The sequence below is a fragment of the uncultured Microbacterium sp. genome (assembly GCF_964244775.1).
Classification (GTDB): domain Bacteria; phylum Actinomycetota; class Actinomycetes; order Actinomycetales; family Microbacteriaceae; genus Microbacterium.
In genome coordinates this window covers 145,859-170,171 of sequence record NZ_CAXTJR010000002.1, presented here as the reverse complement: position 1 = coordinate 170,171, position 24,313 = coordinate 145,859, and the positions used below count along the sequence as shown (strand labels likewise).

The window sequence follows — 24,313 nt, the reverse complement described above, 5'->3', positions numbered from 1 at the left end:
GTGCACGACACGAAGGGCGTCTCGCGTCCGGTGAGCGGGCGTGGATGACGCGCGAAGGGTCAGACGTTGCGGTGTGCGCGGTAGTACTGGATCAGCGCCTGGGTCGAGGCATCCTGCTTCACGAGAGCATCACGAGCGTCATCACCGGCACCGTCGCCCTCGATCGCCGGCGCGATCTGCAGCGCGAGCTGCTTGCCGAGCTCGACGCCCCACTGGTCGAAGGAGTTGATGCCCCAGATCGTGCCCTGCGTGAACACGATGTGCTCGTAGAGCGCGATCAGCTGACCGAGGACAGACGGGGTCAGCGCCGGGGCGATGATCGACGTCGTGGGGCGGTTGCCCGAGAAGGTGCGCGCAGCCACCAGCGCTCCGGTGGTGCCCTCGGCCTCGACCTCTTCCGCGGTCTTGCCGAACGCGAGCGCCTTGGTCTGGGCGAGGAAGTTCGCCAGGAACAGCGCGTGCACGTCACGCCCGTCGTCGGCGAGCGGGTAGGCGGGGTTCGCGAACGCGATGAAATCGGCCGGGATCACGCGCGTGCCCTGGTGGATCAGCTGGTAGAACGCGTGCTGACCGTTGGTGCCCGGTTCGCCCCAGTACACCTCGCCCGTGTCGGTCGTGACCGGCGAGCCGTCCCAGCGCACGGACTTTCCGTTGGATTCCATCGTGAGCTGCTGCAGGTAGGCCGGGAAGCGACTGAGCTGTTGCGCGTACGGCAGCACGGCGTGCGTCTGCGCGCCGAGGAAGTTCGTGTACCAGACGTTCAGCAGCCCCATCAGCACGGGCATGTTCTGGGCGAGCGGGGTCGTGGCGACATGGACGTCGACAGCGTGGAAACCGGCGAGCAGGTCGCGGAAGGCGTCGGGTCCGAACGCGATCGCCAGCGAGAGCCCGATCGCCGAGTCGACCGAATATCGGCCGCCCACCCAGTCCCAGAACCCGAATGCGTTCGCGGGGTCGATGCCGAATGCCTCGACCTTGTCGAGCGCCGTGGACACCGCGACGAAGTGGTGCGAGACGGCGTCGGTCTTGGCGGCATCCGTTCCGTCGATCGCGCCGCCCGCGGTCAAGCCCGCCCACAGCCAATCGCGGGCCAAGCGCGCGTTCGTGAGGGTCTCGAGGGTCGTGAAGGTTTTGGAGGCGACGATGAACAGCGTGGTCTCGGGGTCGAGGTCGGCGGTCTTCTCGGCGATGTCGGTCGGGTCGATGTTGGAGACGAAGCGCGCCTGGATGCCGGCATTCGCGTACGGCTTGAGCGCCTCGTAGACCATCACGGGGCCGAGATCGGACCCCCCGATCCCGATGCCGACGACGTGCGTGACCTTCTTGCCCGTGACCCCCAGCCAGTCGCCGGAGCGGACACGGTCGGCGAAGGCCGAGAGCGCATCGAGCACCCCCTGCACATCGGTGTCGATGTGCTGGCCGTCGACGACGAGTTCGGGGGCGGCACCGGGCGGCCGCCGCAGGGCGGTGTGGAGGACCGCGCGATCCTCCGTCGTGTTCAGATGCACACCGGAGAGCATCTCGGCGTAGCGCTCGGCCACCCCGGTCTGCTCGGCGAGTGCGACCAGCGCCTTCAGGATCTCGGCGGTGACGAGATTCTTCGAGAGGTCGACGTGGAGGTCGGCGAGCGGGAACGAGAGCTGCTCGACGCGACCCCAGTCCTTGTCGAACCACCCGCGCAGGTCGGGGGTGAAGGTCGCGTGCAGGGCCTCGAGCTCAGCCCAGGCGGGGGTCGTGGTGGGATCGATCGGCGTCGTCATCCTCCGACCCTAGCGCCGCAGGGTTGCCGTCAACCGGCCGGGGGAAGACTGTTCGGGTTGTCCCACCATCTGAGCACGCGCAGCGCGCGGAGGGTGATCCACCGGCTCGGGAAGCCTTCGTGCTCGGCCTCCATCTCGAACAGGGTCGACCCCTGGTGAGTGTTCTCGAGCTTCCAGAGCCCGAACGGCAGCATCTTGCCGCGCACGAGCTCGACGGCATCCGCACATCGGGGATCGCGCTCCGGACGAGCGAGCCGGAAGTAGTCCAGCGCCCGCAGCACGTCGTAGTACCAGCGCGACGGGAACGAGGTGAGCAGGAAGCGCGGATCGACGGGACCGCCGTCGCTCGCGCGGAACATCAGGCGGCGTGCGAGCAGGTACTCCTCACCGGCGTGGCGTGCCTGGGCGAGAGCATCCGCTCCCTCGGCAGTCGCGCTCTCCCACGCCCACAGTCCTTCGAGGGCGCAGAGCGTGGAATGGAACGAGGAAGGGCTCGTGCCGTCTTCGTCCCAGCAGTTCCACCCGCCGTCCGACAGGCGGGTCTTCAGCAGGGTCTCGACGATCTTCGACCCGTCCTGCCCGAAGTACGCGGCGTTCGCGAGCGCGCCGCCGTTGATGCACGGCTCGACCTCGCCCTCGAAGTACGGCTCGCCGGCGTTGCTCCACCGCACGTTGTCGCGCACCCTCGCCACGGCTCGGCTCACCGCTGGGCTCGCGGGATCGACGCCGTAGATGCGGAGCATCTCGAGAGTCGGATGCGTCGCGCTCCACGCGTCGTAGAACGGACGATCCTCATCCACCCACCCCGGGCGGTACACGCCGCCGTCCCACAGGCCGTCGTCGGCCTGCGCGTCCAGCAGTTGCGCACCCCACCCTTCGGTGGCCACGCGGGCGCGCACCGCAGCGATCTCGTCGGGCTCGGCATCGGTGAGGTCGCGCATGACCTGCCAGGCGATCGCCGGGTCGCCGTCGAGGAGATAGCCGATCACGTCCATTCCCGGAGTGTACGACTCGGCGCCGACACCGGCTCGGGGACCAGCGGGCCTAGGGTGGTGCCGTGGAAGAGCGGATCGCGGCCGTCTACGACGACTTCGGGCGCCGGTGGGCGCATGACACCTCGCCCCTCTACGAGGAGTGGGCGACCGGGATCGCCACGGATGCCGAGGTGCTCGACCTGCTGCGCCCGCTTCCGCGAGCCAAGCACCAGCCCAATCTGATCTTCGCCGCCGCTCGGTGGGAGGGGTGTCCGCTCGCCCCGTACCCGCGCTGGCGCGACTGGCTGCTCGCGCACTGGGATCGGGTGCTCGCGACCGCGATGAGTCGCACGACGCAGACCAACGAGCCGAACCGCTGCGCGACACTGCTGCCCCCTCTCTCGCGGATCGACGGGCCGCTCGCTCTGCTGGAAGTCGGCACCGCCGCGGGGCTGTGCCTGTATCCCGACCGCTACAGCGTCGAGTACTCGACGCCGTCCGGCACCTTCCGCATCGATCCCGACCGCACCGATCCCGAAGATGCCCCGAGCTCGTTCACCCTCGCGTGCGCGCTCGACGCTGCGGCATCGGCCCCTGCGCGAATGCCCGAGGTCGTGTGGCGGCGAGGCATCGATCTGAACCCGCTCGACGCGGCCGACCCCGAGGTCATCGCGTGGCTCGAGACACTCATCTGGCCGGGGCCCCACCATGACGCGCGTCGCGCGGCTCCGGGGCGCAGCCGCGATCGTCGCCGCCGACCCGCCGGAGATCGTCGCGGGCGACCTGCTCGAACGGCTGACGGATGTCGCAGCGGATGCTCCTGCCGGAGCGACCCTCGTCGTGTACCACAGCGCCGTGCTGCTCTACCTCGACGATCGGCAGCGCAGAAGCTTCGCCGACCTCGTCACCGGTCTCGGCGCGGCGATCGGGCGGCGGGTGGTCTGGATTTCGAACGAGACGATGGGCACCCTCCCCGAGATCGACGCGCAGGTGCCCCACGATGCCGATGCTTCGCACCGCTTCGTGCAGACGATCGACGCACGCGCGGTCGCCTTCGCGGGCCAGCACGGCGCCCTCTACGAGACGCTCCCGTTCCGCGCCCCGGGCCGAACCCCGTAACACGCCCCGCCTACAGCATCCGACCCACGACAATGGGGGGATGGACTGGCAGACCTCCGAAGACACCGTGCCCTCGGCACCGGTGACCGAGGCCGACGCCCGTCTGCTGTTGGGCCGGCCGCCCGTCACGGGCGCGTGGCGCGACGGCGATCCCGTGGGCGAGCGGTTCTTCGCGGGGTTCGGCGCATTCCGTACCGAGGGCGGCCGCGAGCTACCCGGCTACCGTCTCGCGTACGAGACGTGGGGTGAGCTCAACGCCGCGCGCGACAACGCGGTGCTCATCCTGCACGCCCTGACCGGCGACAGTCACGTGCGCGGCCCGGCCGGGCCGGGGCATCCGACCGCCGGCTGGTGGGACGACATCGTCGGGCCCGGCGCGCCGATCGACACCGACCGCTGGTTCGTCGTCGCGCCGAACATGCTGGGCGGATGCCAGGGCTCGACCGGTCCGGCGAGCATCGGTCCGACCGGGTACGAGTGGGCCTCGCGCTTTCCGTACCTGACGATCCGCGATCAGGTCGCCGCGCAGGTCCGCCTGGCCGACGCGCTCGGGATCGACGTCTGGGCTGCGGTCGTGGGCGGCTCGATGGGGGGCATGCACGCCCTCGAGTGGGCCATCGGCACTCCTGATCGCGTGGCGCGCGTCGGCGTGCTCTCGGCGCCTCCCGTCAACACGGCCGACCAGATCGCACTGAATTCCGTGCAGCTGGAGGCGATCCATATCGACCCGCGCTTCCACGGCGGCGAATACTACGATTCGGGCGACGGCGGCGGCCCGCATCGCGGGCTCGCCCTCGCGCGGCGCATGGCGCTGCTGAACTACCGGTCGCCCACCGAGCTGAATCAGCGCTTCCAGCGCTCCTGGCAGTCCGGGGTCAGCCCCCTCGGGCACGGCGGCCGCTTCGCCGTGACGTCATACCTCGACTTCCACGGCAACAAGTTCACCCGCCGCTTCGACGCCAATTCGTACATCACGCTCGTCGAGGCGATGAACTCGCACGACGTCGGTCGCGGAAGGGGCGGCGTGGAGGATGCTCTGGCCGGCGTCACGGCGACGACCCTGGTGCTCGGGATCGACACCGACCGTCTCTTCCCGATCGACGGGCAGCACCGGATCGCCCGTTCGATCCCGAACACCCTCGACGGCGACCGTGCGGTCGTGCTCGCGAGCGACTTCGGGCACGACGGCTTCCTCATCGAGACGCACGCGGTCGGCGCGCACCTGCGGCGGCTGCTCGAGTCGTGAGCGCCTCCGGCTCATGGCCGGATCAGACCGAGACCTTCAGCCGGGCCGCCGCCTGCCTGCGGTCCTGCGCGGCGTAGCTGACGATGACGAGTGCTGCGCCGATCAGCGCGAGCACGACGCCGACCCACGGCGATGCGACGAAGCCCCAGCCGAGCGCGATGACGACACCGCCGAGGAACGCGCCGGCGCTGTTGCCCATGTTCAACGCCGAATGGTTGAGCGCGGCGGCGATCGACTGATTGTCTCCGGCGACCTCCATCAGCCGCGTCTGGATCGCCGGGCTGATCCCGGCTGAGACGAATCCGATCGCGAAGATGAGCACGGCCAGGGCGTACACCCACTGCGCGGTGAGGGCGACGCCGGCGAGGACCACGGCGAGCACGAACAGTCCGAACGTCAGGGTGCGACGCAGGTCGACATCGGCCAGATGCCCACCGACGAGGTTGCCCACCGTCATCCCGAGTCCCGTGATGACGAGGATGATCGGCACAGCCCACGCCGGTGAACCGGCCACCTCGGTGATCAACGGCGCCACGTAGCTGTAGACGGCGAAGAACCCGCCGAAGCCGATGGCCCCGATCCCGAGGGTGAGCCACACCTGGCCGATCCGGAAGACGCCGAGCTCCGCCCGGAGCGTGCGCAGCGGATCGCCCGCATGCGGCGGAACGAAGAATGCGATCGCCACCGCGGCGAGCGCGAAGATGCCCGTGACCACCAGGAACGCTGCACGCCACCCGAACTGCTGACCGAGGAAGGTGCCTACCGGCACTCCGATCACGTTGGCGACGGTGAGGCCGGTGAGTACGAACGCCACGCCCTTGGCGCGATTGCCCGGCCCGAGCACGTCCGCGGCCACGAGCGCGCCGATGCCGAAGTACGCGCCGTGCGGAAGGCCCGCGAGGAATCGGGATGCGGCGACCCAGCCGAACGACGGAGCGAGGAACGTGAGAGCGGTGAAGACCGTGAGCGCGAGGGCCAGGATGAACATGACGCGGTGGCGCGGATACCGTGCGACGAGCGCCGCGATGGTGGGCGCGCCGACCACCACGCCGAGGGCGTATGCGCTGATCAGCCATCCGGCCTGGGAGATCGCGTCCTCGGGGCGCGTGGCGAATGTCGCGGGGAGCAGATCGCCCGCGATGTTCGGCAGCAGACCCATGACCACGAACTCGGTCATGCCGATGCCGAAGCTGCCGATCGCGAGAGAGAGGAGCGCCCACGTCGCCGCGCCCCTCGAGAGAGTCGAGGAGGTCACGCGATCACGATAGCCCGATCGAGCGCTCTTGTCGAATCGATTCGACGTAAGTTGAATACGTTCGCCCCGTCATCGCGAGCGCGTGCGGCATCAACCGTTTCGCGTGTTCTCCTCGGCCTCGCCGAGCGCACCTTCGAGGCGCGCGATCTTGCCGTCGATCTCTCCTGCGAAACCCGGCCTGATGTCGGCCTTGAGTACGAGCGACACCCGCGAGCCGTAGGGCATGACCGCCTCGGTCGCGCGGCGCACGACATCCATGACCTCGTCCCATTCGCCCTCGACCTCGGTGAACATCGAGGTCGTGCGATTGGGGAGTCCGGATTCGCGGACCACGCGCACGGCGGCCGCGACGGCGTCGTGGACCGAACCATCCGGACCGAGGGGGACCTCACCTGCGCCCGACGGGGCGACCGAGAACGCGATCAGCACAGCGGCGCCCCGATCAGGATTCCACGAACGCGCGCTCGGAGGCCAGCGCGCTCGCCGGAGCGGGGGTCGTCGCTACGGGCATGCCCGCCGGCGCGGTGCTCGCCGTCGACGCCGCCGCGATCGCCTGGACGCGTGTGGGCACCCGCACCAGTCGCATGACGGCCCAGACGAAGAGCACGACGAGCAGCCCGTTGCGGATCGTCAGCAGCAGCACCGGGAAGGGCTCGGGCCACTTCAACATCAGACCGCCGTACGCGAGGGGATAGATGGCCTGCGTCATGAGCGCGATGCCCAGTCCGAGCCAGGCCGGCTTCATCCAGCGCTTCCGGTCGATCACGAGACCGACGGCCAGCGGAGCGGCGATCCACGAGATGTACTGTGGTGAACCCACCTTGTTGAAGACGATGAACGCGAGCACGAGGCCGAGGGCGAGGGCCGGGAACAGCGATACGAACGATGCGCGACGCCAGGCTTTGAAGGCGCCGAGCGCTGCGACCGACAGCACGGCGAGCGCCAGCAGCGGCGTCATGATTGCGATCACGACGTTCAGACCGGGGCCGGTGACCTGGAAGGTGAGCATGTCGGGGTCGTAGTTGATGGCCGAGTCGGGCAGCATGAGCGCCGCGCGCCACATGTAGAACGTGCTGATCGGCGCCTCGATCTGAAGGCCGCGACCGGTCTGGTCGCTGATGAAGCCGAATGCGTAGGCACCGCCGCCGGCGATGATCACCGTGCCCAGGGTGACAGCCGAGACGGCGACGACACCGCCCAGGATGGCCAGGCGACGGCGCACGGCGATGAACGCGGCGGCGATGAGCGCGGCAGGCCACACCTTGATCCAGGTCGCGATCGCGAGGAGACTCGCGCCCAGCCATGGGCGCCCGACGAGCCACAGGCACCCCGCGAGCACGATCGGCATCGTGAAGCCGTCGAGCCGGTAGAGGTGGACGGGGCCCAGCAGCAGGATGAACGCGAGCCAGAACGCCGCGGCGACGTTGCGCCCGTTCGAACGCCCCTTGCCGACGAGCATCGCGAACGCGAGCGCATCGACGACCGCGACGAGGATCGCCCAGCCGACGATGTATCCGTTGATCCACGCGAATGCCTTGGCGAGCACCATGGGCAGCAGTGCGAGCTGCGGATACACCCATGGCACCGTGAGACCGACGATGCCGACGTTGTGTCCGTCTACTATGCCGCCGGCGACCGCCGCCGCCGACCAGGGGTCGTAGACGAGGTACACGTCGCCCATGGGTGCGTTCGGCCACCACCAGCCGAGCATTGCCACGACGAAATGAACGACGAGGAATGCGATCCACAGGATGGCGCGCTTGGACACCCGCCGATTCTACCGGGCGGCGTATGCCGCTACTGTGTCGGTTGCCTGTGAAGGCGCTCAGCGGATCAGCGTGCCGCGAGCACCTCCGCGACGGCGAACGGCAGATGAGCGGCGACGTCCAGGGCGGTGATCGGGCCCGTCTCGTACTCCGAGCGACCGGCGGCGATCGCCGCGAGCGTGCCCGCCCGGCCGTGCAGCCACGCGGCCGTGGCGGCGATCTCGCCCAGCCGGTGCGGCGCGCCCGCTCCCCCGTCGGCGGCCAGCACGGCTCCGAGCACGCCGGCCAGCACGTCGCCGGTCCCGGCGGTCGAGAGCCACGGTGTCCCGTTCTCGACGCGCGCCGACCAGCCGTCGGGGGCGGCGACGATCGTCACGGCGCCCTTCAGGAGCACGGTCGCGCCGAGTGCGGATGCGCTCTGGAGGGCGGATGCCTCGCGGTCGGCGTCGTCCGCATCCGAAGGCACCGCATCCAGCCCCAGTGCGGCCCGCAGCCGGTCGTGCTCGCGTCCGTGCGGTGTGACGACGAGCGGCGCAGACGCACCCACCGCGAGCTCGAGCGCGCCGGCGTCCACCACCACGGGGACGGAGCCCGCCAGCACTTCGCGCAGCGCCCCGGTTTCGGCGTCCGTACGCTCCGTCGGATCAGTGCCGGAGCCCAGCACCCAGGCCTGCACGCGTCCATCGACCGCGACGGTCTCGGGCCGACGGGCCAGCACGAGCGAGGTCGGCCGCTCGGGGCCGATGTAGCGCACCATGCCGGCGCCCGCGCGCCAGGCGGCCTCGACCCCGAGCACCGCCGCCCCCGGGTAGGTCTGCGATCCGGTGCGCATGCCGACCACGCCGCGGGAATACTTGTCGTCGGCGGCCGTTGGCTCACGCAGGACGCGAGCCGCGTCCTGCGCTGTCCACCGTCGGGTCACTGGCCCACGATAGCGGCCGTGACCCCGAACCCCCGCTGGAGTCTTGCATGAGCACCCTCTTCTCGCCCCTCACCGTGCGCGGGGTCACCGCGCGCAACCGGCTGTGGGTGGCGCCGATGTGCCAGTACAGCGCAGTGGATGGAATGCCGCAGGAATGGCACCACACGCATCTGGCGCAGTTCGCCTCCGGCGGGGCGGGGATCGTCATCGCCGAAGCGACAGCGGTGTCTCCCGAAGGCCGGATCTCGCTCGAAGACGTCGGGATCTGGAACGACGAGCAACGCGACGCGTGGCAGCCGATCGTCGAGGCGATCCGCTCTCGCGGCGCGGTGCCGGGCGTGCAGCTCGCCCACGCCGGTCGAAAAGCCTCGACCTGGTCGCCGTTCTCGGGCACGCACGGCTCGGTGCCCGCCGAGGCCGGCGGATGGAGCGCGGTGGCCCCGTCGGCCATCGCGTTCGACGGCTACGCCGAGCCGGTCGCGCTGGATGCAGCCGGCATCGACGCCGTCGTGGCCGACTTCGCCGCCGCCTCCGTGCGCGCGGTCGCCGCAGGCTTCCAGGTGCTCGAGCTCCACGCCGCGCACGGGTACCTCCTCCACGAGTTCCTCTCGCCCCTGAGCAATCTCCGCACCGACGAGTACGGCGGTTCGCTCCGTGGCCGCGCCCGGCTCCTCGTCCGGATCGTCGAGGCGGTGCGGGATGCTGCGCCCGACGCCGCGCTGTTCGTGCGGTTCTCCGCCACAGACTGGGCCGACGGCGGCCTGACCGTCGAAGAGGTGGCGACGGTCGCAGGGTGGGCACGCGATGCGGGCGCGGACTTCTTCGACATCTCCAGCGGCGGACTCGTCGCCCACCAGAGCGTCACGGTGGGGCCCGGCTATCAGGTGGCGCTGGCCGCGCACGTGCGCGAGGCGGGCATGCCGGTGAGCGCGGTCGGGCTGATCACGAATGCCGCACAGGCGGAGCAGATCCTCGTGGCGGGCCAGGCCGATGCGATCATGGCTGGGCGCGAATGGCTCCGCGATCCTCACTTCGCGCTCCGAGCGGCGGCCGAACTCGGCGACGACATCGAGTACTGGCCGAAGCAGTACGTGCGGGCCCGGCACCGCACCGCCTGAGGAAAGCCACCGGACTCAGCGGCGACCCCGGCGGGTCGCATCCTGCACCTCGCCCACGAGCTCCTCGATGATGTCCTCGAGGAACAGCACGGCGATGGTCTGGCCCTCGTGGTCGCGCACCTGGGCGAGGTGGCGACCCGCGCGGCGCATGAGCGCCAGCGCATCCTCCAGATCGGTGGTGTCGAGCACGGGAACCATCTGGTGGATGCGCTTGGGTGCGATCCGGCGCCCCACATGCGCGTGCGCACGGGAGCTGTCGGCAGAGCGGAGGACGTCCTTCAGGTGGACGTACCCGACCGGGTCACCCGCGGCATCCACGATCACGTACCGCGAGAACCCGTGTGTCGCGACCGCCCGCTCGATCTCGTCGGGGGTCGTCGACTCGGGCAGTGTGACCAGTTCGGCCAGCGGCACCGCGATGTCGCCCGCCTTCTTGTCGCTGAACTCGACCGCGGCCACCACCGTGCCGGCGGAGTCGTGGAGCACGCCTTCCATACGCGACTGATTCACGATCGTCGCGACCTCATCGAGCGTGAAGGTCGACGTCGCCTCATCCTTCGGTTCGACACGGAACAGTCGCAGGATGCTGTTGGCCGTCCAGTTCAACGCGACGATGACCGGGTGGAACACCCGCGACACCCAGACGAGGGGCGTCGCGAGCATCAGCACGGCACGATCGGGCACCGAGAACGCGAGGTTCTTCGGCACCATCTCGCCGAACACGACGTGGAGGTAGGAGACGACCAGCAACGCGACGACGAACGCGATCACATCGACCGTCGTCTCGGCGAGCCCCGTCAGGCCGAGCGGACCTGCGAGAAGGTGGTGGATCGCCGGCTCGGACACATTCAGGATCAGCAGCGAGCAGATCGTGATGCCGAGCTGGCTCGTCGCGAGCATCCGGGTCGCGTGCTCCATCGCGTAGAGCGCGGTCTTGGCCGACCGCGATCCCTTCTCGGCAAGTGGCTCGATCTGCGATCGGCGTGCGGAGATGACGGCGAATTCGGCGCCGACGAAGAACGCGTTGAAGGCCAGCAGCACGACCAGCCAGGCGATTCCCGCCCAGTCATTCATCGCGTGCTCCCTTCCGCGTCGAGGAGGAGCCCGCCGCAGGTGCGGTGGGGTTGCTCGCAAGGGTCGCGGCATCGCGCACGCCGGGCGTGAACATGACGCGCTCGACCCGGCGCCCCGTCATCCGCTGCACGGTCAGGGTGCCGTCCGCGATCTCGACGGCATCGCCCACGGCCGGGATGCGCTCCAGCACGCTCATCAGGTAGCCGCCGACGGTGTCGTAGACATCGCCCTCGGGCACGCGGATGCCGGTGCGGTCGAGGATCTCGTCGGGGCGGAGGTCGCCAGGCATCGTGAGCGAGTCACCGGCCCGGACGATGCCGGCGCGGCGGCGGTCGTGCTCGTCGAGCACCTCGCCGACGATCTCCTCGACCAGGTCTTCGAGCGTCACGACACCGGCGGTGCCGCCGTATTCGTCGACCACGATGCCCATCTGGTAGCCACGGGCGCGCAGCTCTGCGAGCAGGGTGTCCAGGTGCACCGCTTCGGGCATGCGCAGCGGCTCGGTCGCCAGCGCGGCCACCGGGACCTCGGCACGACGCTCACGCGGGACGCTCACGGCGGCCTTCAGATGCACGATGCCGACGATGTCGTCCATGTCGTCGCCGTAGACCGGGAACCTGCTGTGGCCGGTGCGCCGGGCGAGCTGGATCACGTCGTCGGCGTTGTCGTCGGCTGCGAGCGCGTGCACGCTCGGGCGCGGGGTCATGACGTCGGCAGCGCTCAGTCGCGAGAAGGTGAGGCTGCGGTCAAGCAGCGATGCGGTGGCTTCTTCGAGCACTCCGGCGCTGGCCGATCGCCGGACCAGACTCGAGAGCTCCTCGGCGGTGCGGGCGCCGGACAACTCCTCCTTCGGCTCGACGCCGAAGAGGCGGAGGATGCCGTTCGCGCTGCCGTTGAGGACCGTGACCGCCGGGCGGAACACCGCGGTGAACCCGACCTGGAACGGCATGACGACTTTCGCCGCCTGCCGCGGCATCGCGAGCGCGAAGTTCTTCGGCACGAGCTCGCCGAGGATCATCGAGAGCACTGTCGCGATCGTGATGCCGATGAACACCGCGAGGGGCGAAACGAGCCCCTCCGGCAGCGACCAGGCGACGAACACCGGCCGAAGCAGACTCGAGATCGCCGGCTCCATCGTGTAACCGGTGAGCAGCGTCGTCAGCGTGATGCCGAGCTGGGCGCTGGAAAGGTGCGTCGAGGTGATCTTCAGCGCGGCGATCGTGAGCACCAGACGCGTCTCACCCTTGTCGCGCCGCGCTTCCAGATCCGCGCGATCGAGGTTGACCAGCGCGAATTCGCTCGCCACGAACAGACCGGTACCCACGATGAGCAGGAGCCCCACTGCGAGCATGACGTACTCCATCACGCATCGCTCCCTTCGCGGGAGGTTCGGCAGTGGGGCGAGCGTCTACTGGGAGGGTCGTCCATCGTGTCGACGAGTTTACGCCGAATGCTGGACGCACCGAGCGCGCGAACGGAGGGCGCGCGAAGATGATCGCATGACGGATGCTGCGGATCGGGCGACCTGGAACGCTCGCGCGGCCGCCGCAGAGTACGCGGTGCTCGGCGCGTACGTGCGGCGGGCAGGGCCGTTCGCGTGGTCGCGCGCCGCGCACCCGGCACGCCCGGGTGTCCGCGGAGCGTGGGACGAGGCATCCGGGTGGCATTTCTGGTGGCAGGCGCACCTGATCGACGCCGCCGTCGATGCGGCCCAACATCGCCCGACCCCCGGTCGGCGACGCCGGCCCGCCGTGCTGACCAGAGGGCTGCGCGCGCGGAACCTCGGACGCTGGGTCAACCCGTTCTACGACGACATCGCGTGGCTCGGGCTGGCGCTGCAGCGCGACGAGCGGCTCACCCGCGGCGCTGCCGGGGTGCGGCGCATCGCCGGGCGTCTGGAGTCGGCGATCGACCCTGCCGTCGGCGCCCTCCCCTGGCGGACGGGCAGCGACCTGTTCAATGCGCCCGCGAACGGCCCTGCCGCGATCCTCCTGGCCCGCACCGGCCGCGTCGGCGTCGCGGCCGCCCTCGCGGACTGGATCGACGAGACACTTCTCGATCCCGTCACCGGGCTCGTCCGCGACGGCATCATCGGTGCGCCGGGGTCGTGGACGACGCGCACCGAGCTGTACACGTACTGCCAGGGGGTGGCGCTGGCCGCACAGCTGGAAGTCGCCCTGCGCGCACCCCACGGAGAGCGCTTCCTCGCGCGCGGCGTCGCGCTGATCGACGCGATCGCCGCCTGGTGCGCTGAGCCCGGCCGCGACGGCGTGCTCCCCGCGGCGGGCGGCGGCGACGGCGGCCTGTTCGCCGGCATCACCTGCCGCTACCTCGCGTGGGCCGCCGGCGCGTTGCAGGATCACCCCGATGCGCACGCGCGGCGGGCCGCAGCATCCGCCCGCTCGCTCGTGCTCCGAGGCGCCGAAGCGGCGTGGGCAGGACGTGCCGAGCGCGCCGGCCGCCCCGTGTTCGCGGCCGACTGGCGGCTGGAGGCGCACGTGCCGGATGTGGCCGTTCGACCCGGAGAGAAGACCGCGGGTGCGGTGGGCGGATCGGCCACCGCGGAGGGCGACCTGTCGGTGCAGCTGTCAGCGTGGCTCGCGCTCGAGGCGGCCGTCGACCTCAGCCGCTGAACCTCACCAGCTGACCGGCAGAGCCTTGCCCTCTTCGTAGCCCGCGGCGGACTGCAGCCCCACGCGGGCCCGTTCATGGAACTCGGCGACCGTGGCCGCGCCGGCATAAGTGAACGAAGAGCGCACACCCGACGTGATCATGTCGATGAGGTCTTCCAGGCCGGGGCGGAGCGGGTCGAGGTAGATCTTCGACGACGAGATGCCCTCGGCGAAGAGCTCCTTGCGGGCGAGCTCGTAGGGATCCAGCCGGCCGAACCGTGCGTGAACGGCCTTGGTCGAGGCCATCCCCCACGACTCCTTGTAGAGCCGTCCGGCGGCATCGACCTGCAGTTCGCCGGGAGATTCGATCGTGCCGGCGAACCAGGATCCGATCATGACGGATGCCGCGCCCGCCGCGAGCGCCAGCGCCACGTCGCGCGGATAGCGCACACCGCCGTCCGCCCAGACGTGCGCCCCCATCACCCTGGCAGCCTCAGCGGTCTCCAGGACCGCTGAGAACTGCGGGCGCCCCACGGCGGTCATCATGCGGGTGGTGCACATCGCGCCCGGTCCGACACCGACTTTGAGGATGTCGGCTCCGGCCGAGACGAGGTCGTGCACACCCTCGGCGGTCACGATGTTGCCCGCCACGAGGGGGATGCCGAGCTGCAGCGATGAGACGGCGCGCAGTGCGCGCAGCATCCCCTCCTGGTGTCCGTGCGCGGTGTCGAGCACCAGCACGTCGACGCCCGCCGCGGCCAGCGCGCGGGCCTTGGCCTCCACATCCCCGTTGATGCCGACCGCTGCGGCCACGATCAGGCGACCCGACGCGTCGACCGCGGGGCGGTACAGCGTGGTGCGCAGGGCGCTGCGTCGCGAGAGCGTGCCGATCACTAATCCGTGGTGCAGGACGCACACCGTGTCGGCCTCTGCCCCCACGATCAGGTCGAACGCGTGCCGCGCGCTCTCGACGTCGTCGGCGTCGATCGACGCCGTGCGCCCTCGCGCCAGATCGCCCAGGCGCGCGTCCGGCAGCGCGGTGCCGAGGCGCGAGGCCGGCACGATGCCCTGGACGTCGTCGATCGACAGCGGGCCGGCACCGGCCTCCGCGATGACGATGCCGTGGCCTTCGCTGGCCGGCAGCAGGCGCGCCGCCTCGGCGACGGTCGCCTCGGGGGGAAGGATCACGGGGGTGTCCCACGGCACGGGCTGGTCCTTGACCCACCGGATCGCGGCGTCCAGCTCCTGCAGCGGCATGTCCTGCGGGAGCACTCCGAGGCCGCCGCGGCGCGCCAGGGTGGCCGCCAGTCGAGGACCGGTGACGGAGTTCATGTTGGCCGAGACGAGCGGGATGCGGGCGGTCGTGCCGTCGCTCGGCGAGAGGTCGACATCCAGCCTGCTCGTGACCGCCGACCGCCTCGGCACGAGGAACACGTCGGAATAGGTCAGGTCGAGGGCCGGCTGGTCTGCGTAGAACTCCACATTTCTAAGGTAACCATTCGCCATCGACGGCGGGGGCGGACTGCGCGAGCGAGGACGGCCTGTCACACTGGGGTTAGGCTTAACAGTTGTGCGCGTGGGTCGCACCCACACCCCGCGTGCTTCTCCAGAATCATCATCGATGAAAGCAGGCGATCCGGCGTGTCGAGCCAGCTGACGGGCATCGGGACTTCGAGCGAGGGAGAGTTCGGGGCCAATGAATGGCTCGTCGATGAACTCTACGAACAGTTCAAGTCCGACAAGAACTCCGTGGACAAGGCCTGGTGGCCGATCCTCGAGGCTTACCACCCCGTCGACGTGGAAGAGGCATCCGGCGCTCCCGCCGCGCCAGCGGCAGTCGCAGCGCCCGCGCCCGCTGCCCCACCAGCGCCGGTCGCTCCGCCGCAGGCCAGGCCCCCGGCATCCCCCGCGCACCCGGTGACCGCGCCGATCCCCGTCATCGGGTCGCAGCCGGTCGCCCGGACCACAGCCAAGCCCGCCGCGCCCGCGCCGATCCCGGCTCAGGCGCCCGCGAACGCGCCGGCCCGCGAAGCGAGCAGCGAACAGGACATCGTCACGCCGCTCCGCGGAACGACGAAGACCCTCGCGGCCAACATGGACGAGTCGCTGACCGTTCCGACCGCCACGAGCGTTCGCACGGTGCCTGCGAAACTCATGATCGACAACCGCATCGTGATCAACAACCACATGTCGCGCACGCGCGGCGGCAAGGTCAGCTTCACGCACCTCATCGGCTGGGCGATCATCCAGGCGCTCAAGGAGTTCCCGAGCCAGAACGTGTTCTACGCCGAGGTCGACGGCAAGCCGTCAGTCGTCGCGCCCGCGCACATCAACCTCGGCATCGCGATCGACCTGCCCAAGCCCGACGGCACGCGCGCGCTCATGGTGCCGAGCATCAAGCGGGCCGACACCCTCACGTTCGGCGAGTTCCTGGTTTCGTATGAAGATCTGGTCACCCGAGCGCGCACCAACAAGCTCACCGCCGCCGACTTCCAGGGCACGACGATCTCGCTCACGAACCCCGGCGGCATCGGCACGGTGCATTCCGTTCCACGCCTCATGAAGGGGCAGGGCTGCATCGTCGGGGCAGGCGCCCTCGAGTACCCCGCCGAGTTCCAGGGCGCGAGCGCGAAGACGCTCAACGAGCTGGCCATCGGCAAGACGATCACGCTCACCAGCACCTACGACCACCGCGTCATCCAGGGTGCTGGTTCCGGCGAATTCCTCAAGAAGGTGCACGAACTGCTCATCGGGCAGCGCGGCTTCTATGAATCGATCTTCGCCGCGCTGCGCATCCCGTACGCGCCCATTCACTGGGCCTCCGACATCAACGTCGACCTCGCCGAGCGCGTGGACAAGACCGCTCGCGTGCAGGAGTTCATCAACTCGTTCCGCGTGCGCGGCCACCTGATGGCCGACATCGATCCGCTGCAGTACCAGCAGCGCACCCACCCCGACCTCGAGATCGAGGAGCACGGGCTGACCTTCTGGGACCTCGATCGCGAGTTCGTGACGGGCGGCTTCGGCGGCAAGCGCCAGATGAAGCTCCGCGACGTCATCGGCGTGCTCCGCGACTCGTACTGCCGCACGATCGGCATCGAGTACATGCACATCCAAGACCCGGAGCAGCGCCGCTGGTTCCAGGACAACATCGAGGTGAAGTACCAGAAGCCCGGCCACGACGAGCAGCTGCGCATCCTGAGCAAGCTCAACGAGGGTGAGGCCTTCGAGACGTTCCTGCAGACCAAGTACGTCGGGCAGAAGCGCTTCAGCCTCGAGGGCGGCGAGTCGCTGATCCCGCTCCTGGACGAGATCCTCCAGGGCGCGGCGCAGGCAGGCCTCGAGGGCGCCGCGATCGGCATGGCCCACCGCGGCCGCCTCAACGTGCTGACCAACATCGCCGGCAAGACCTACGGCCAGGTGTTCCGCGAGTTCGAGGGCTCGGTGGCCGTCGGGTCAAAGAGCGGCTCGGGCGACGTCAAATACCACCTCGGCACCGAGGGCACGTTCGTGGACGACCGCGGCGAAGAGCTGCCGATCCTCCTGGCGGCCAACCCCTCGCACCTCGAGACCGTCGACGGCGTGCTGGAGGGCATCGTCCGCGCGAAGCAGGACCGCCGCCCCGTCGGCAGCTTCTCGTGGCTGCCGATCCTCGTCCACGGCGACGCGGCCTTCGCCGGCCAGGGCGTCGTCGTCGAGACGCTGCAGATGTCGCAGCTGCGCGGCTACCGCACGGGTGGCACGATCCACGTCGTCGTCAACAACCAGGTGGGGTTCACCACGGTGCCGGGGGATGCTCGCTCCTCCGTGTACTCGACGGATGTCGCCAAGACCATTCAGGCGCCGATCCTGCACGTGAACGGCGACGACCCGGAGGCCGTTGTACGCGTCTCGCAGGTGGCGTTCGCGTATCGCGAGCGCTTCCACCGCGACATCGTGATCGACCTTGTGTGCTACCGCCGCCGCGGCCACAACGAGGGCGATGACCCGTCGATGACGCAGCCGCTCATGACAAACCTGATCGAGGCCAAGCGCTCGGTCCGTCGGCTGTACACCGAGTCGCTCGTCGGCCGCGGTGACATCACTGAGGAGGAGTACGAGCAGGCCAAGCGCGACTTCCAGGATCGTCTCGAGATCGCCTTCGCCGAGACGCACGCCGCCGAGACCGGCGCGTCGCAGGTCGTGTCGGCCGCCGACGCGGATCTCGTCGAGCCGGCTGCCGGCGAGCCCGACACCACCGGTGTCGGCAGGGAGGTCGTCCAGCTGATCGGCGACGCCTTCACGAACAAGCCCGAGGGTTTCACCGTCCACACGAAGCTGCAGCAGCTGCTGGAGAAGCGCCTGGACATGAGTCGCAACGGCAACGTCGACTGGGCGTTCGGTGAGCTGCTCGCGTTCGGATCGCTCCTGCTCGAAGGCACCAACGTGCGCCTCGCCGGGCAGGACTCCCGCCGCGGAACGTTCGTGCAGCGCCACTCGGTGCTCCACGACCGGGTTAACGGTCAGGAGTGGATCCCGCTGACCAACCTCAGCGAGAACCAGGGCAAGTTCTGGGTCTACGACTCGCTGCTGAGCGAGTACGCGGCGATGGCGTTCGAGTACGGCTATTCGGTCGAGCGTCCCGACGCCCTCGTGCTGTGGGAGGCGCAGTTCGGAGACTTCGCGAATGGTGCGCAGTCGGTCATCGACGAGTACATCTCGGCCGCCGACCAGAAGTGGGGCCAGCAGTCGAGCGTCGTGCTGCTCCTCCCGCACGGCTACGAAGGACAGGGCCCCGACCACTCGTCGGCGCGCATCGAGCGCTACCTGCAGATGTGCGCGCAGGACAACCTGACCGTCGCCCGGCCGTCCACGCCCGCGTCGTACTTCCATCTCTTGCGTCGTCAGGCCTACCAGCGACCGCGCCGGCCGCTCATCGTCTTCACGCCGAAGGCGATGCTGCGCCTGCGCGGTGCGACCAGCCCGGTCGAGGACTTCACGACGGGCAAGTTCGAGCCCGTGCTCGACGACAGCCGCTCGCTCGACAAGTCGGCGGTCAAGCGGGTTCTCCTGCATGCCGGCAAGATCCACTGGGACCTGCGGGCCGAGCTCGAGAAGAAGCCGAATCCCGAAGTGGCGCTCGTGCGCATGGAGCAGTACTACCCGGCCCCGATCACCGAGCTCAACACGGTCCTCGACAGCTACCCGAACGCGGAGCTCGTCTGGGTGCAGGACGAGCCCGAGAACCAGGGCGCGTGGCCCTTCATCGCTCTCGAGGTCGTCAAGCACCTGCACGGCCGGACGATCCGCCAGGTGTCGCGCGCAGCGGCCGCGTCGCCCGCGACCGGTTCACCCAAGAAGCATGCCGCCGAGCACGCCGCGATCATGCAGAAGGCGCTGACCCTCTAACCGGGAAGAGATCTGCAGGTCGGGGCCGGCGCTCGTCGCCGGTCCCGACTTCCTCTGTCCGGCCGAGTGCTGTGCTGCATCAATACCAGATGCGCAGGTACGGGGTATCGGGCGACGCGAATGCGCGGTCGAGGGTGGCGACAGCATCCCGACTGCCCTCGATGCGGCCCGCCGTGTGCAGCGTGCTCGCGCGCACGCCACCCAAGAGGATCGCGGCGAGTTCGTTGACCGACATGGTCAGGTCTGCCACGGCATCGATCGGCTGGGCCGTGCCGTTGCCCTCGTCGTGGAGTTCGAGGCGCCAGACGCCGTGCGCGAAGCCCAGGTGGTCCGAAACCCCGACCGCGAGCGCGGCCGGAGCCGAATAGGTGCGGGCCGCGATCGCGGCCGGGACATCGAGCACGCGCAACCAGTGGTGCTCGCGGGTGGTCACGCGCGCCGCGCGCTGATCGGCGATCATCCAGCGCAGGGGCTCGTCGACGGATCGGAGGGGCGCGGTGACCGTCGCGACCAGATCGTGTTCGAGCGCGAACCGCCAAAGCGCGCGATACGCGTCGCCTCCGTCGCTGACCAGGTGCAGCACGGTGAGCGTGGCGGCCGCGTTGTCGTCATCGTTCTGGGTGATCGAATACGCCAGAGCGCCCCGGACGACGCCGGCGTCGTCGGTGTGGAGGACTCCGCGCACCTTGCGCTCGTCATACCCCGGCGCGAGGCCCGCGATGCGGCGCCAGAGCCCCGTCCAGCCTTCGATGTCACCGGGGTGCGATGCACGCGTGCGATCGTGCAGCGCCTCCAGCTCGGCGCGCAGGCGCTCTCGGTCGACGGCGTCGAGGCGCCCGCCCGGCATCGGCCCCGTCCATCGTGCGCGGCGCGTGTCGATCGTCCAGTCTGTGCTGAAGGCGGCGGGGGCGAAGCCGAATCGGCTGTAGATCGTCGCCTCGGACACGGTGAGGCCGGCCACCGCGACGCCGCCCCCTGCCGCGGCCCGCAGCTCGCCCTCGACCATCGCGCGGGCGATACCGCGGCGGCGGCGCGTGGGTGAGACGGTGACGCCGCTGATCGCCCACATCGGCACCGTGCGGCGGCCCGGCAGGCTCAGGGCGGTCACCCACGAGTCGACGGTGGCGACGGGAGTCGCCGGGTCTGCGGCGTGCGGGTCGTAGACGCCGGTCAGCCGGCGGCCTCCGACCCGTTCGCGCGAAGACTCGACCTGCTCGTCGGTGAGATCCTCGCCCAGGAAACCACGCGCGATCGCGCGGGTGAACGGCGAGAACTCGGCGCTGCGCACATCCACTTCGCGATATTCGAACCCTGATCCGGCCAGGGTCTGCGTCGTCGTGGGATCGAGCGGCAGCGTGCGTGCGTCGAGAGTCGCCATTGATTCAGGCTATCGGTGGCCGCAGTCGTTCCGAAGGAGCGGGCGCCTCCGTGCGGCTCCGCACGCGCCGCCACACTGTCACCGCGATCGCGATGACGGCGAGCAGGATGCTCGGCAGCAGGTTTCCACCGGCGAGCACGAGCAGGCCCGCGGACAGGACAGTGGCGACGACGGCCATCCACCACCCCGCAGTGCGCCGCGGAAGGATGAGCACGGCCGACAGCATCCCCGCCGCATAGATCGCGACCATGTTGCTCGTGTGGATCAGGATGAACGGCTGAAGATCGAGGCCGCTCCACACCATGAAGCCGAAGTACACCAGCCCGACGCACAGAGTCAGGATGAGCGCGCGACGTGGGACGGTGCCGGGGTCGGCGCCGCGCTCGAACCACCGCGGCAGGTCGCCGTTGCGCGCGAGTGAGGCGCCGAGCTTGCCGAAGGCGGCCAGGTACGCGTTCATCACGCCGAGCGAGACGATCGCGGCGACCACCCCCACGGCGAGGGGACCGACGCCGGGTGCGACCGCCGACGCGAGGGTCAGGAGCGGAACGGCGTCGTGGCTCGCCGGGCTGCCGACCACACCCACCGTCGCGATCTGCAGCAGCAGGTACGAGGCCCCGGTCACCACGAGTGCGATGGCCGTCGCGATCGGGATCACACGGCGGGGCCTGCGGAACTCCGCCGAGATGTGCGTGCCCACTTCCCAGCCGGCGAAAGCCCAGACGAACAGCAGCACCGCCGTCCCCACCCCGCCCCAGCCGTGCGGCAGGAACGGGCTGAATCGTGCGGGTTCGACCGCGGGCAGCGCGAGCGCTACGACTCCGACCACGACGGCGAGGAGGAGTCCGGTGAGCACGAACTGCACCCAGCCGGCCACGCGCACCCCGAACAGGTTCGCAGTGAACGCGAGGGCGAAGAGCGCGAGCGCGATGATCGGGATGCCGGCCGGATCGATGCCCGCGACCGCGACGATGTACTCGCCGCCGAGGACAGCGACGACGGGCGTGCCGGCGCAGACTCCGAAGTAGAACCAGTACCCCGTCATGCGCGACGCGGTGGGGCCGAGTGCACGGCGCACGTAGCTGGCGACCCCGCCCGGGTCGGGGTACCGGGCCGCGAGGGCGCCGAATGTGCCGGCCAGCGGGATCGACAGCACGAGGACGACGATGACCGAGATGACGGATGCCGGACCCGCCGCCGCGGCGGCGACCCCGGGCAGGACGAGCAGACCCGTGCCGAGCACGGCGGCGATGTACAGGGCAGTGCCCTGCACCACCCCCAACGAGCCGTGGTGCTCCGCTGCGCTTTCTGCGACAGCATCCGCTTCGATACTCACCAGTCGAGTCTGGTGCGCCCCGGCGACACGCGCGTGCTGCCGTACGGCCAACCTCCCGAGGGTGACTGCCACGTCGGCGCGCTGCGGCCCGCGGCGATCTGCGGTTCTTCGGAGATCTGCGGCTCTTCGGCGCCGCATGCGCCGCACGGCCCGAAGCCACGCAGATCTCCGACGTCGTGCAGAGCGATTCAGCCGATCGGGTCGACTCCGGCCCGCGCGAACGCGTCAAGAGCGGCCTCGACCGATGCGGAGCGATCGGCCGCGACCAGCCCCAGTCGCGTCCGGCGGTCGAGCAGGTCGTCCACCGAGAGCGCACCCTCGACCTGGACTCCCCATTGGAGTTCCTGCGCGGTGACTCCGCGCGCCCCGACCGGTCCTTCGGGCAGAGCTGCTGCGAACGGCGCTTCCGCGCCGTACCGCCGGACGTACCTCGGCAGCGCCGAGATCTCGCCGGCGCGCTCGCGCGGCCATGCACCCGCGAGCGGGAGGGTGCGCGTCAGACTCGGCACGATCTCACCGCCGAGCCTGCGGCGGTAGGCCGCATCCACGCCGTCCTGCGCCATCCGCCGGTAGGTCGTCAGCTTCCCGCCGACCACGCTCAGCACACCGGTCGACGACTCGATGATCGCGTGCCGCCGCGACACGTCGCTCGTGGCATCCTCGCTCCCCCGCTCGTCCGTGAGCAGCGGCCGCAGCCCCGCGAACGTGGCGATCACATCGGCGCGCGTGAGGGGCTCGGCCAGCACGGAGTTGACGGTTCCGAGAAGCATGTCGATCTCGGCATCGGTCGCGAGCGGCACATCCGGGAGCGCTCCGTCGGCGGGGACGTCGGTCAACCCGATGTACGAGCGGCCGTGCATCGACGGCACGGTGAAGACGAACCTGCTGCCGGAGCCGTCGACGGGCACGGTGAGCGACACATCCGAGCCGCCGAGTCGCGCCGACTCCACCACGAGGTGGGTGCCGCGGCTCGGCCGCAGGTGCACGTCCGGGTCGAGGTCGCCGGCCCACACGCCGGTCGCGCTGAGCACGGCACGCGCGCGCACCCGCAGAGTCTCGCCGGTGATCGTGTCGCGCAGCAGTGCGCCGCCGCCGTCCAGTTCGCGCGCTTCGACACGGGTGAGGACGGATGCTCCGTACCCCGCCGCGGTCCGTGCGATGCCGATGACCAGCCGGGCGTCGTCGATGAGCTGTCCGTCCCACCCGCGCAGCCCGCCGCGCAGTGCGTCAGCGCGCACTGCGGGCGCCAGACGCAACGTCTCGTCGCGGCCGATCGCGGCGGGGGCGTGGAGCACAGCATCCGGAGTGCCGACGACACGGCGCAGGCCGTCGCCCAGACCGTAGCCCAGCCCGATGTATGCCCCGCGGGCGATATGCCCGGGCGCATACAGCGGCATGACCTGCGCGAGCGGTCGCGTCAGGTGCGGGGCGATGCGCGTCAGCAGCAGATGGCGTTCCACGGCGCTCTCGTGGGCGATGCCGAACTGACCGGACGCGAGGTAGCGAAGGCCTCCGTGAGCGAGCTTCGAACTCCAGCGACTCGTGCCGAACGCGAGGTCGTGACGCTCGACCAGCACGGTGCGAAGACCGCGGGATGCCGCATCCAGCGCGATCCCCGCACCGGTCGCCCCGCCGCCGACCACGAGCAGGTCGACCTCCGGTCGGTCACCGAGCGCGGCGAGCTCGCGCACGCGACGAGCGGCGTTGAGCGCCGTGGAGAACGGGGTGCGACCGATGATGCGCGCGCTCATCCGGCATCCTTGCCGAGGTATCCCGCGAGGGCCCGACCCAGCTCCGCCGTCCAGGCCGGGTCGTCGAGCCACTCCCGCACGAGCGGAGCGGACTGCACCGCCGACTGGGCGATCAGCAGCACCATCGCGGCCATGTGCACCGGGTCGCCGTCGCGGACGAATCCGGCACTCTGCCCCGCCTCCAGCCGGCGGCGCAGCTCGGCGTGGATCGCGTACTGGCTGGTGCCGAGCCGGTCGAGGATGTAGCGCGAGAGAAGTTCGGGATCGGTCTCGCGCAACCGCGCGATCAGCGCCATGCCGCGCACGCGATCGGCCGTACCGACCAGCACCTGCACGAGCTCATCGAGCGACGCCGGTGCCGCACCCGCGACGGGAAGGATCGCGACGAGCTCGCGGGTGACGAGCGCGGCGAACACCGATTGGGCGTCCGGCCAGTACCGGTAGAGCGTCTGACGCGCGATGCCGCACCGGCGGGCGATGTCGGAGATCGTGGTGCGGCGGATGCCGTGCGCGAGCACTTCGGCGAGCGCAGCGTCGAGGATGGCGCTCTCGGTGCCCGTGCCGGCATCGGTCGAGCCGGCGTCGTCGGTTTTGGAGCGAGCATCCGCCATGTG

The 24,313-nt window shown here is 70.2% G+C and carries 18 protein-coding genes and 1 pseudogene; 6 read left to right on the top strand and 13 right to left on the bottom strand.

The window, feature by feature from the left end; genetic code table 11:
- Positions 1–59 precede the first annotated feature (59 nt).
- Positions 60–1,760, bottom strand: coding sequence for a glucose-6-phosphate isomerase (pgi, locus tag ACFE6Z_RS05985; RefSeq protein ID WP_375384798.1), 1,701 nt, complete (start codon positions 1,758–1,760; stop codon positions 60–62).
- A 29-nt stretch (positions 1,761–1,789) separates the two neighbouring features.
- Complete coding sequence (locus ACFE6Z_RS05980; RefSeq protein ID WP_375384797.1) at positions 1,790–2,755, bottom strand: hypothetical protein; 966 nt, start codon at positions 2,753–2,755, stop codon at positions 1,790–1,792.
- A 62-nt stretch (positions 2,756–2,817) separates the two neighbouring features.
- On the opposite strand from ACFE6Z_RS05980, the pseudogene ACFE6Z_RS05975 reads away from it, so the two are divergent.
- The 3 genes and pseudogenes from ACFE6Z_RS05975 to ACFE6Z_RS05965 form a co-directional block, all read left to right on the top strand.
- Positions 2,818–3,384 (top strand): annotated as a pseudogene (locus tag ACFE6Z_RS05975) (DUF2332 family protein); the annotation flags it as partial.
- Between the two features lie 58 nt (positions 3,385–3,442).
- A complete protein-coding gene (locus tag ACFE6Z_RS05970; protein WP_375384796.1) occupies positions 3,443–3,853 on the top strand; it encodes a DUF2332 family protein in 411 nt (136 codons plus the stop codon).
- A 40-nt stretch (positions 3,854–3,893) separates the two neighbouring features.
- Positions 3,894–5,099 carry a homoserine O-acetyltransferase gene (locus ACFE6Z_RS05965; RefSeq protein WP_375384795.1) on the top strand — a complete coding sequence of 402 codons (1,206 nt, stop codon included), beginning with the start codon at positions 3,894–3,896 and terminating at the stop codon, positions 5,097–5,099.
- 22 nt (positions 5,100–5,121) lie between these two features.
- On the opposite strand, the gene ACFE6Z_RS05960 is transcribed toward ACFE6Z_RS05965, so the two are convergent.
- The 4 genes from ACFE6Z_RS05960 to ACFE6Z_RS05945 all read right to left on the bottom strand — a co-directional run bounded on the left by ACFE6Z_RS05960 (position 5,122) and on the right by ACFE6Z_RS05945 (position 9,042).
- Positions 5,122–6,354: an MFS transporter gene (locus ACFE6Z_RS05960; RefSeq protein WP_375384794.1), complete on the bottom strand. Its 1,233-nt coding sequence runs from the start codon at positions 6,352–6,354 to the stop codon at positions 5,122–5,124.
- A gap of 90 nt (positions 6,355–6,444) precedes the next feature.
- The gene (locus tag ACFE6Z_RS05955) at positions 6,445–6,783 is read right to left on the bottom strand and encodes an MTH1187 family thiamine-binding protein (protein WP_375384793.1); all 339 of its coding nucleotides are present in this window, start codon (positions 6,781–6,783) and stop codon (positions 6,445–6,447) included.
- A gap of 13 nt (positions 6,784–6,796) precedes the next feature.
- Entirely contained in the window at positions 6,797–8,122 is a 1,326-nt protein-coding gene (locus ACFE6Z_RS05950; RefSeq protein ID WP_375384792.1) for a glycosyltransferase 87 family protein, read from the bottom strand.
- Positions 8,123–8,187: 65 nt separating this feature from the next.
- Complete coding sequence (locus ACFE6Z_RS05945) at positions 8,188–9,042, bottom strand: NAD(P)H-hydrate dehydratase (RefSeq protein ID WP_375384791.1); 855 nt, start codon at positions 9,040–9,042, stop codon at positions 8,188–8,190.
- A gap of 47 nt (positions 9,043–9,089) precedes the next feature.
- On the opposite strand from ACFE6Z_RS05945, the gene ACFE6Z_RS05940 reads away from it, so the two are divergent.
- The gene (locus ACFE6Z_RS05940) at positions 9,090–10,160 is read left to right on the top strand and encodes an NADH:flavin oxidoreductase/NADH oxidase (protein ID WP_375384790.1); all 1,071 of its coding nucleotides are present in this window, start codon (positions 9,090–9,092) and stop codon (positions 10,158–10,160) included.
- A gap of 15 nt (positions 10,161–10,175) precedes the next feature.
- On the opposite strand, the gene ACFE6Z_RS05935 is transcribed toward ACFE6Z_RS05940, so the two are convergent.
- Both ACFE6Z_RS05935 and ACFE6Z_RS05930 read right to left on the bottom strand, forming a co-directional pair.
- Positions 10,176–11,234 carry a hemolysin family protein gene (locus ACFE6Z_RS05935; protein ID WP_375384789.1) on the bottom strand — a complete coding sequence of 353 codons (1,059 nt, stop codon included), beginning with the start codon at positions 11,232–11,234 and terminating at the stop codon, positions 10,176–10,178.
- A complete protein-coding gene (locus tag ACFE6Z_RS05930) occupies positions 11,227–12,597 on the bottom strand; it encodes a hemolysin family protein (RefSeq protein ID WP_375384996.1) in 1,371 nt (456 codons plus the stop codon). The genes ACFE6Z_RS05935 and ACFE6Z_RS05930 overlap by 8 nt, the downstream gene beginning before the upstream one ends.
- Positions 12,598–12,733: 136 nt before the next feature.
- Here ACFE6Z_RS05930 and ACFE6Z_RS05925 point away from each other — a divergent pair, with 136 nt between their 5' ends.
- Positions 12,734–13,867 (top strand): glycoside hydrolase family 76 protein, encoded by a 1,134-nt coding sequence (locus ACFE6Z_RS05925; RefSeq protein WP_375384788.1) that lies wholly within the window; start codon positions 12,734–12,736, stop codon positions 13,865–13,867.
- A gap of 3 nt (positions 13,868–13,870) precedes the next feature.
- Here ACFE6Z_RS05925 and ACFE6Z_RS05920 read toward each other — a convergent pair whose 3' ends face one another.
- Positions 13,871–15,352 (bottom strand): GuaB1 family IMP dehydrogenase-related protein, encoded by a 1,482-nt coding sequence (locus tag ACFE6Z_RS05920; RefSeq protein WP_375384787.1) that lies wholly within the window; start codon positions 15,350–15,352, stop codon positions 13,871–13,873.
- A gap of 135 nt (positions 15,353–15,487) precedes the next feature.
- Here ACFE6Z_RS05920 and ACFE6Z_RS05915 point away from each other — a divergent pair, with 135 nt between their 5' ends.
- Complete coding sequence (locus tag ACFE6Z_RS05915; RefSeq protein WP_375384786.1) at positions 15,488–19,234, top strand: multifunctional oxoglutarate decarboxylase/oxoglutarate dehydrogenase thiamine pyrophosphate-binding subunit/dihydrolipoyllysine-residue succinyltransferase subunit; 3,747 nt, start codon at positions 15,488–15,490, stop codon at positions 19,232–19,234.
- Between the two features lie 79 nt (positions 19,235–19,313).
- Here ACFE6Z_RS05915 and ACFE6Z_RS05910 read toward each other — a convergent pair whose 3' ends face one another.
- From ACFE6Z_RS05910 to ACFE6Z_RS05895, 4 genes are all read right to left on the bottom strand, one after another.
- The gene (locus ACFE6Z_RS05910) at positions 19,314–20,612 is read right to left on the bottom strand and encodes a GNAT family N-acetyltransferase (protein ID WP_375384785.1); all 1,299 of its coding nucleotides are present in this window, start codon (positions 20,610–20,612) and stop codon (positions 19,314–19,316) included.
- A gap of 4 nt (positions 20,613–20,616) precedes the next feature.
- On the bottom strand, positions 20,617–21,948 hold the full coding sequence (locus ACFE6Z_RS05905) for an APC family permease (RefSeq protein ID WP_375384784.1): 1,332 nt from the start codon (positions 21,946–21,948) through the stop codon (positions 20,617–20,619).
- Between the two features lie 188 nt (positions 21,949–22,136).
- On the bottom strand, positions 22,137–23,699 hold the full coding sequence (locus tag ACFE6Z_RS05900) for a glycerol-3-phosphate dehydrogenase/oxidase (protein WP_375384783.1): 1,563 nt from the start codon (positions 23,697–23,699) through the stop codon (positions 22,137–22,139).
- Complete coding sequence (locus tag ACFE6Z_RS05895) at positions 23,696–24,310, bottom strand: TetR/AcrR family transcriptional regulator (RefSeq protein ID WP_375384782.1); 615 nt, start codon at positions 24,308–24,310, stop codon at positions 23,696–23,698. The genes ACFE6Z_RS05900 and ACFE6Z_RS05895 overlap by 4 nt, the downstream gene beginning before the upstream one ends.
- Positions 24,311–24,313: the final 3 nt, after the last annotated feature.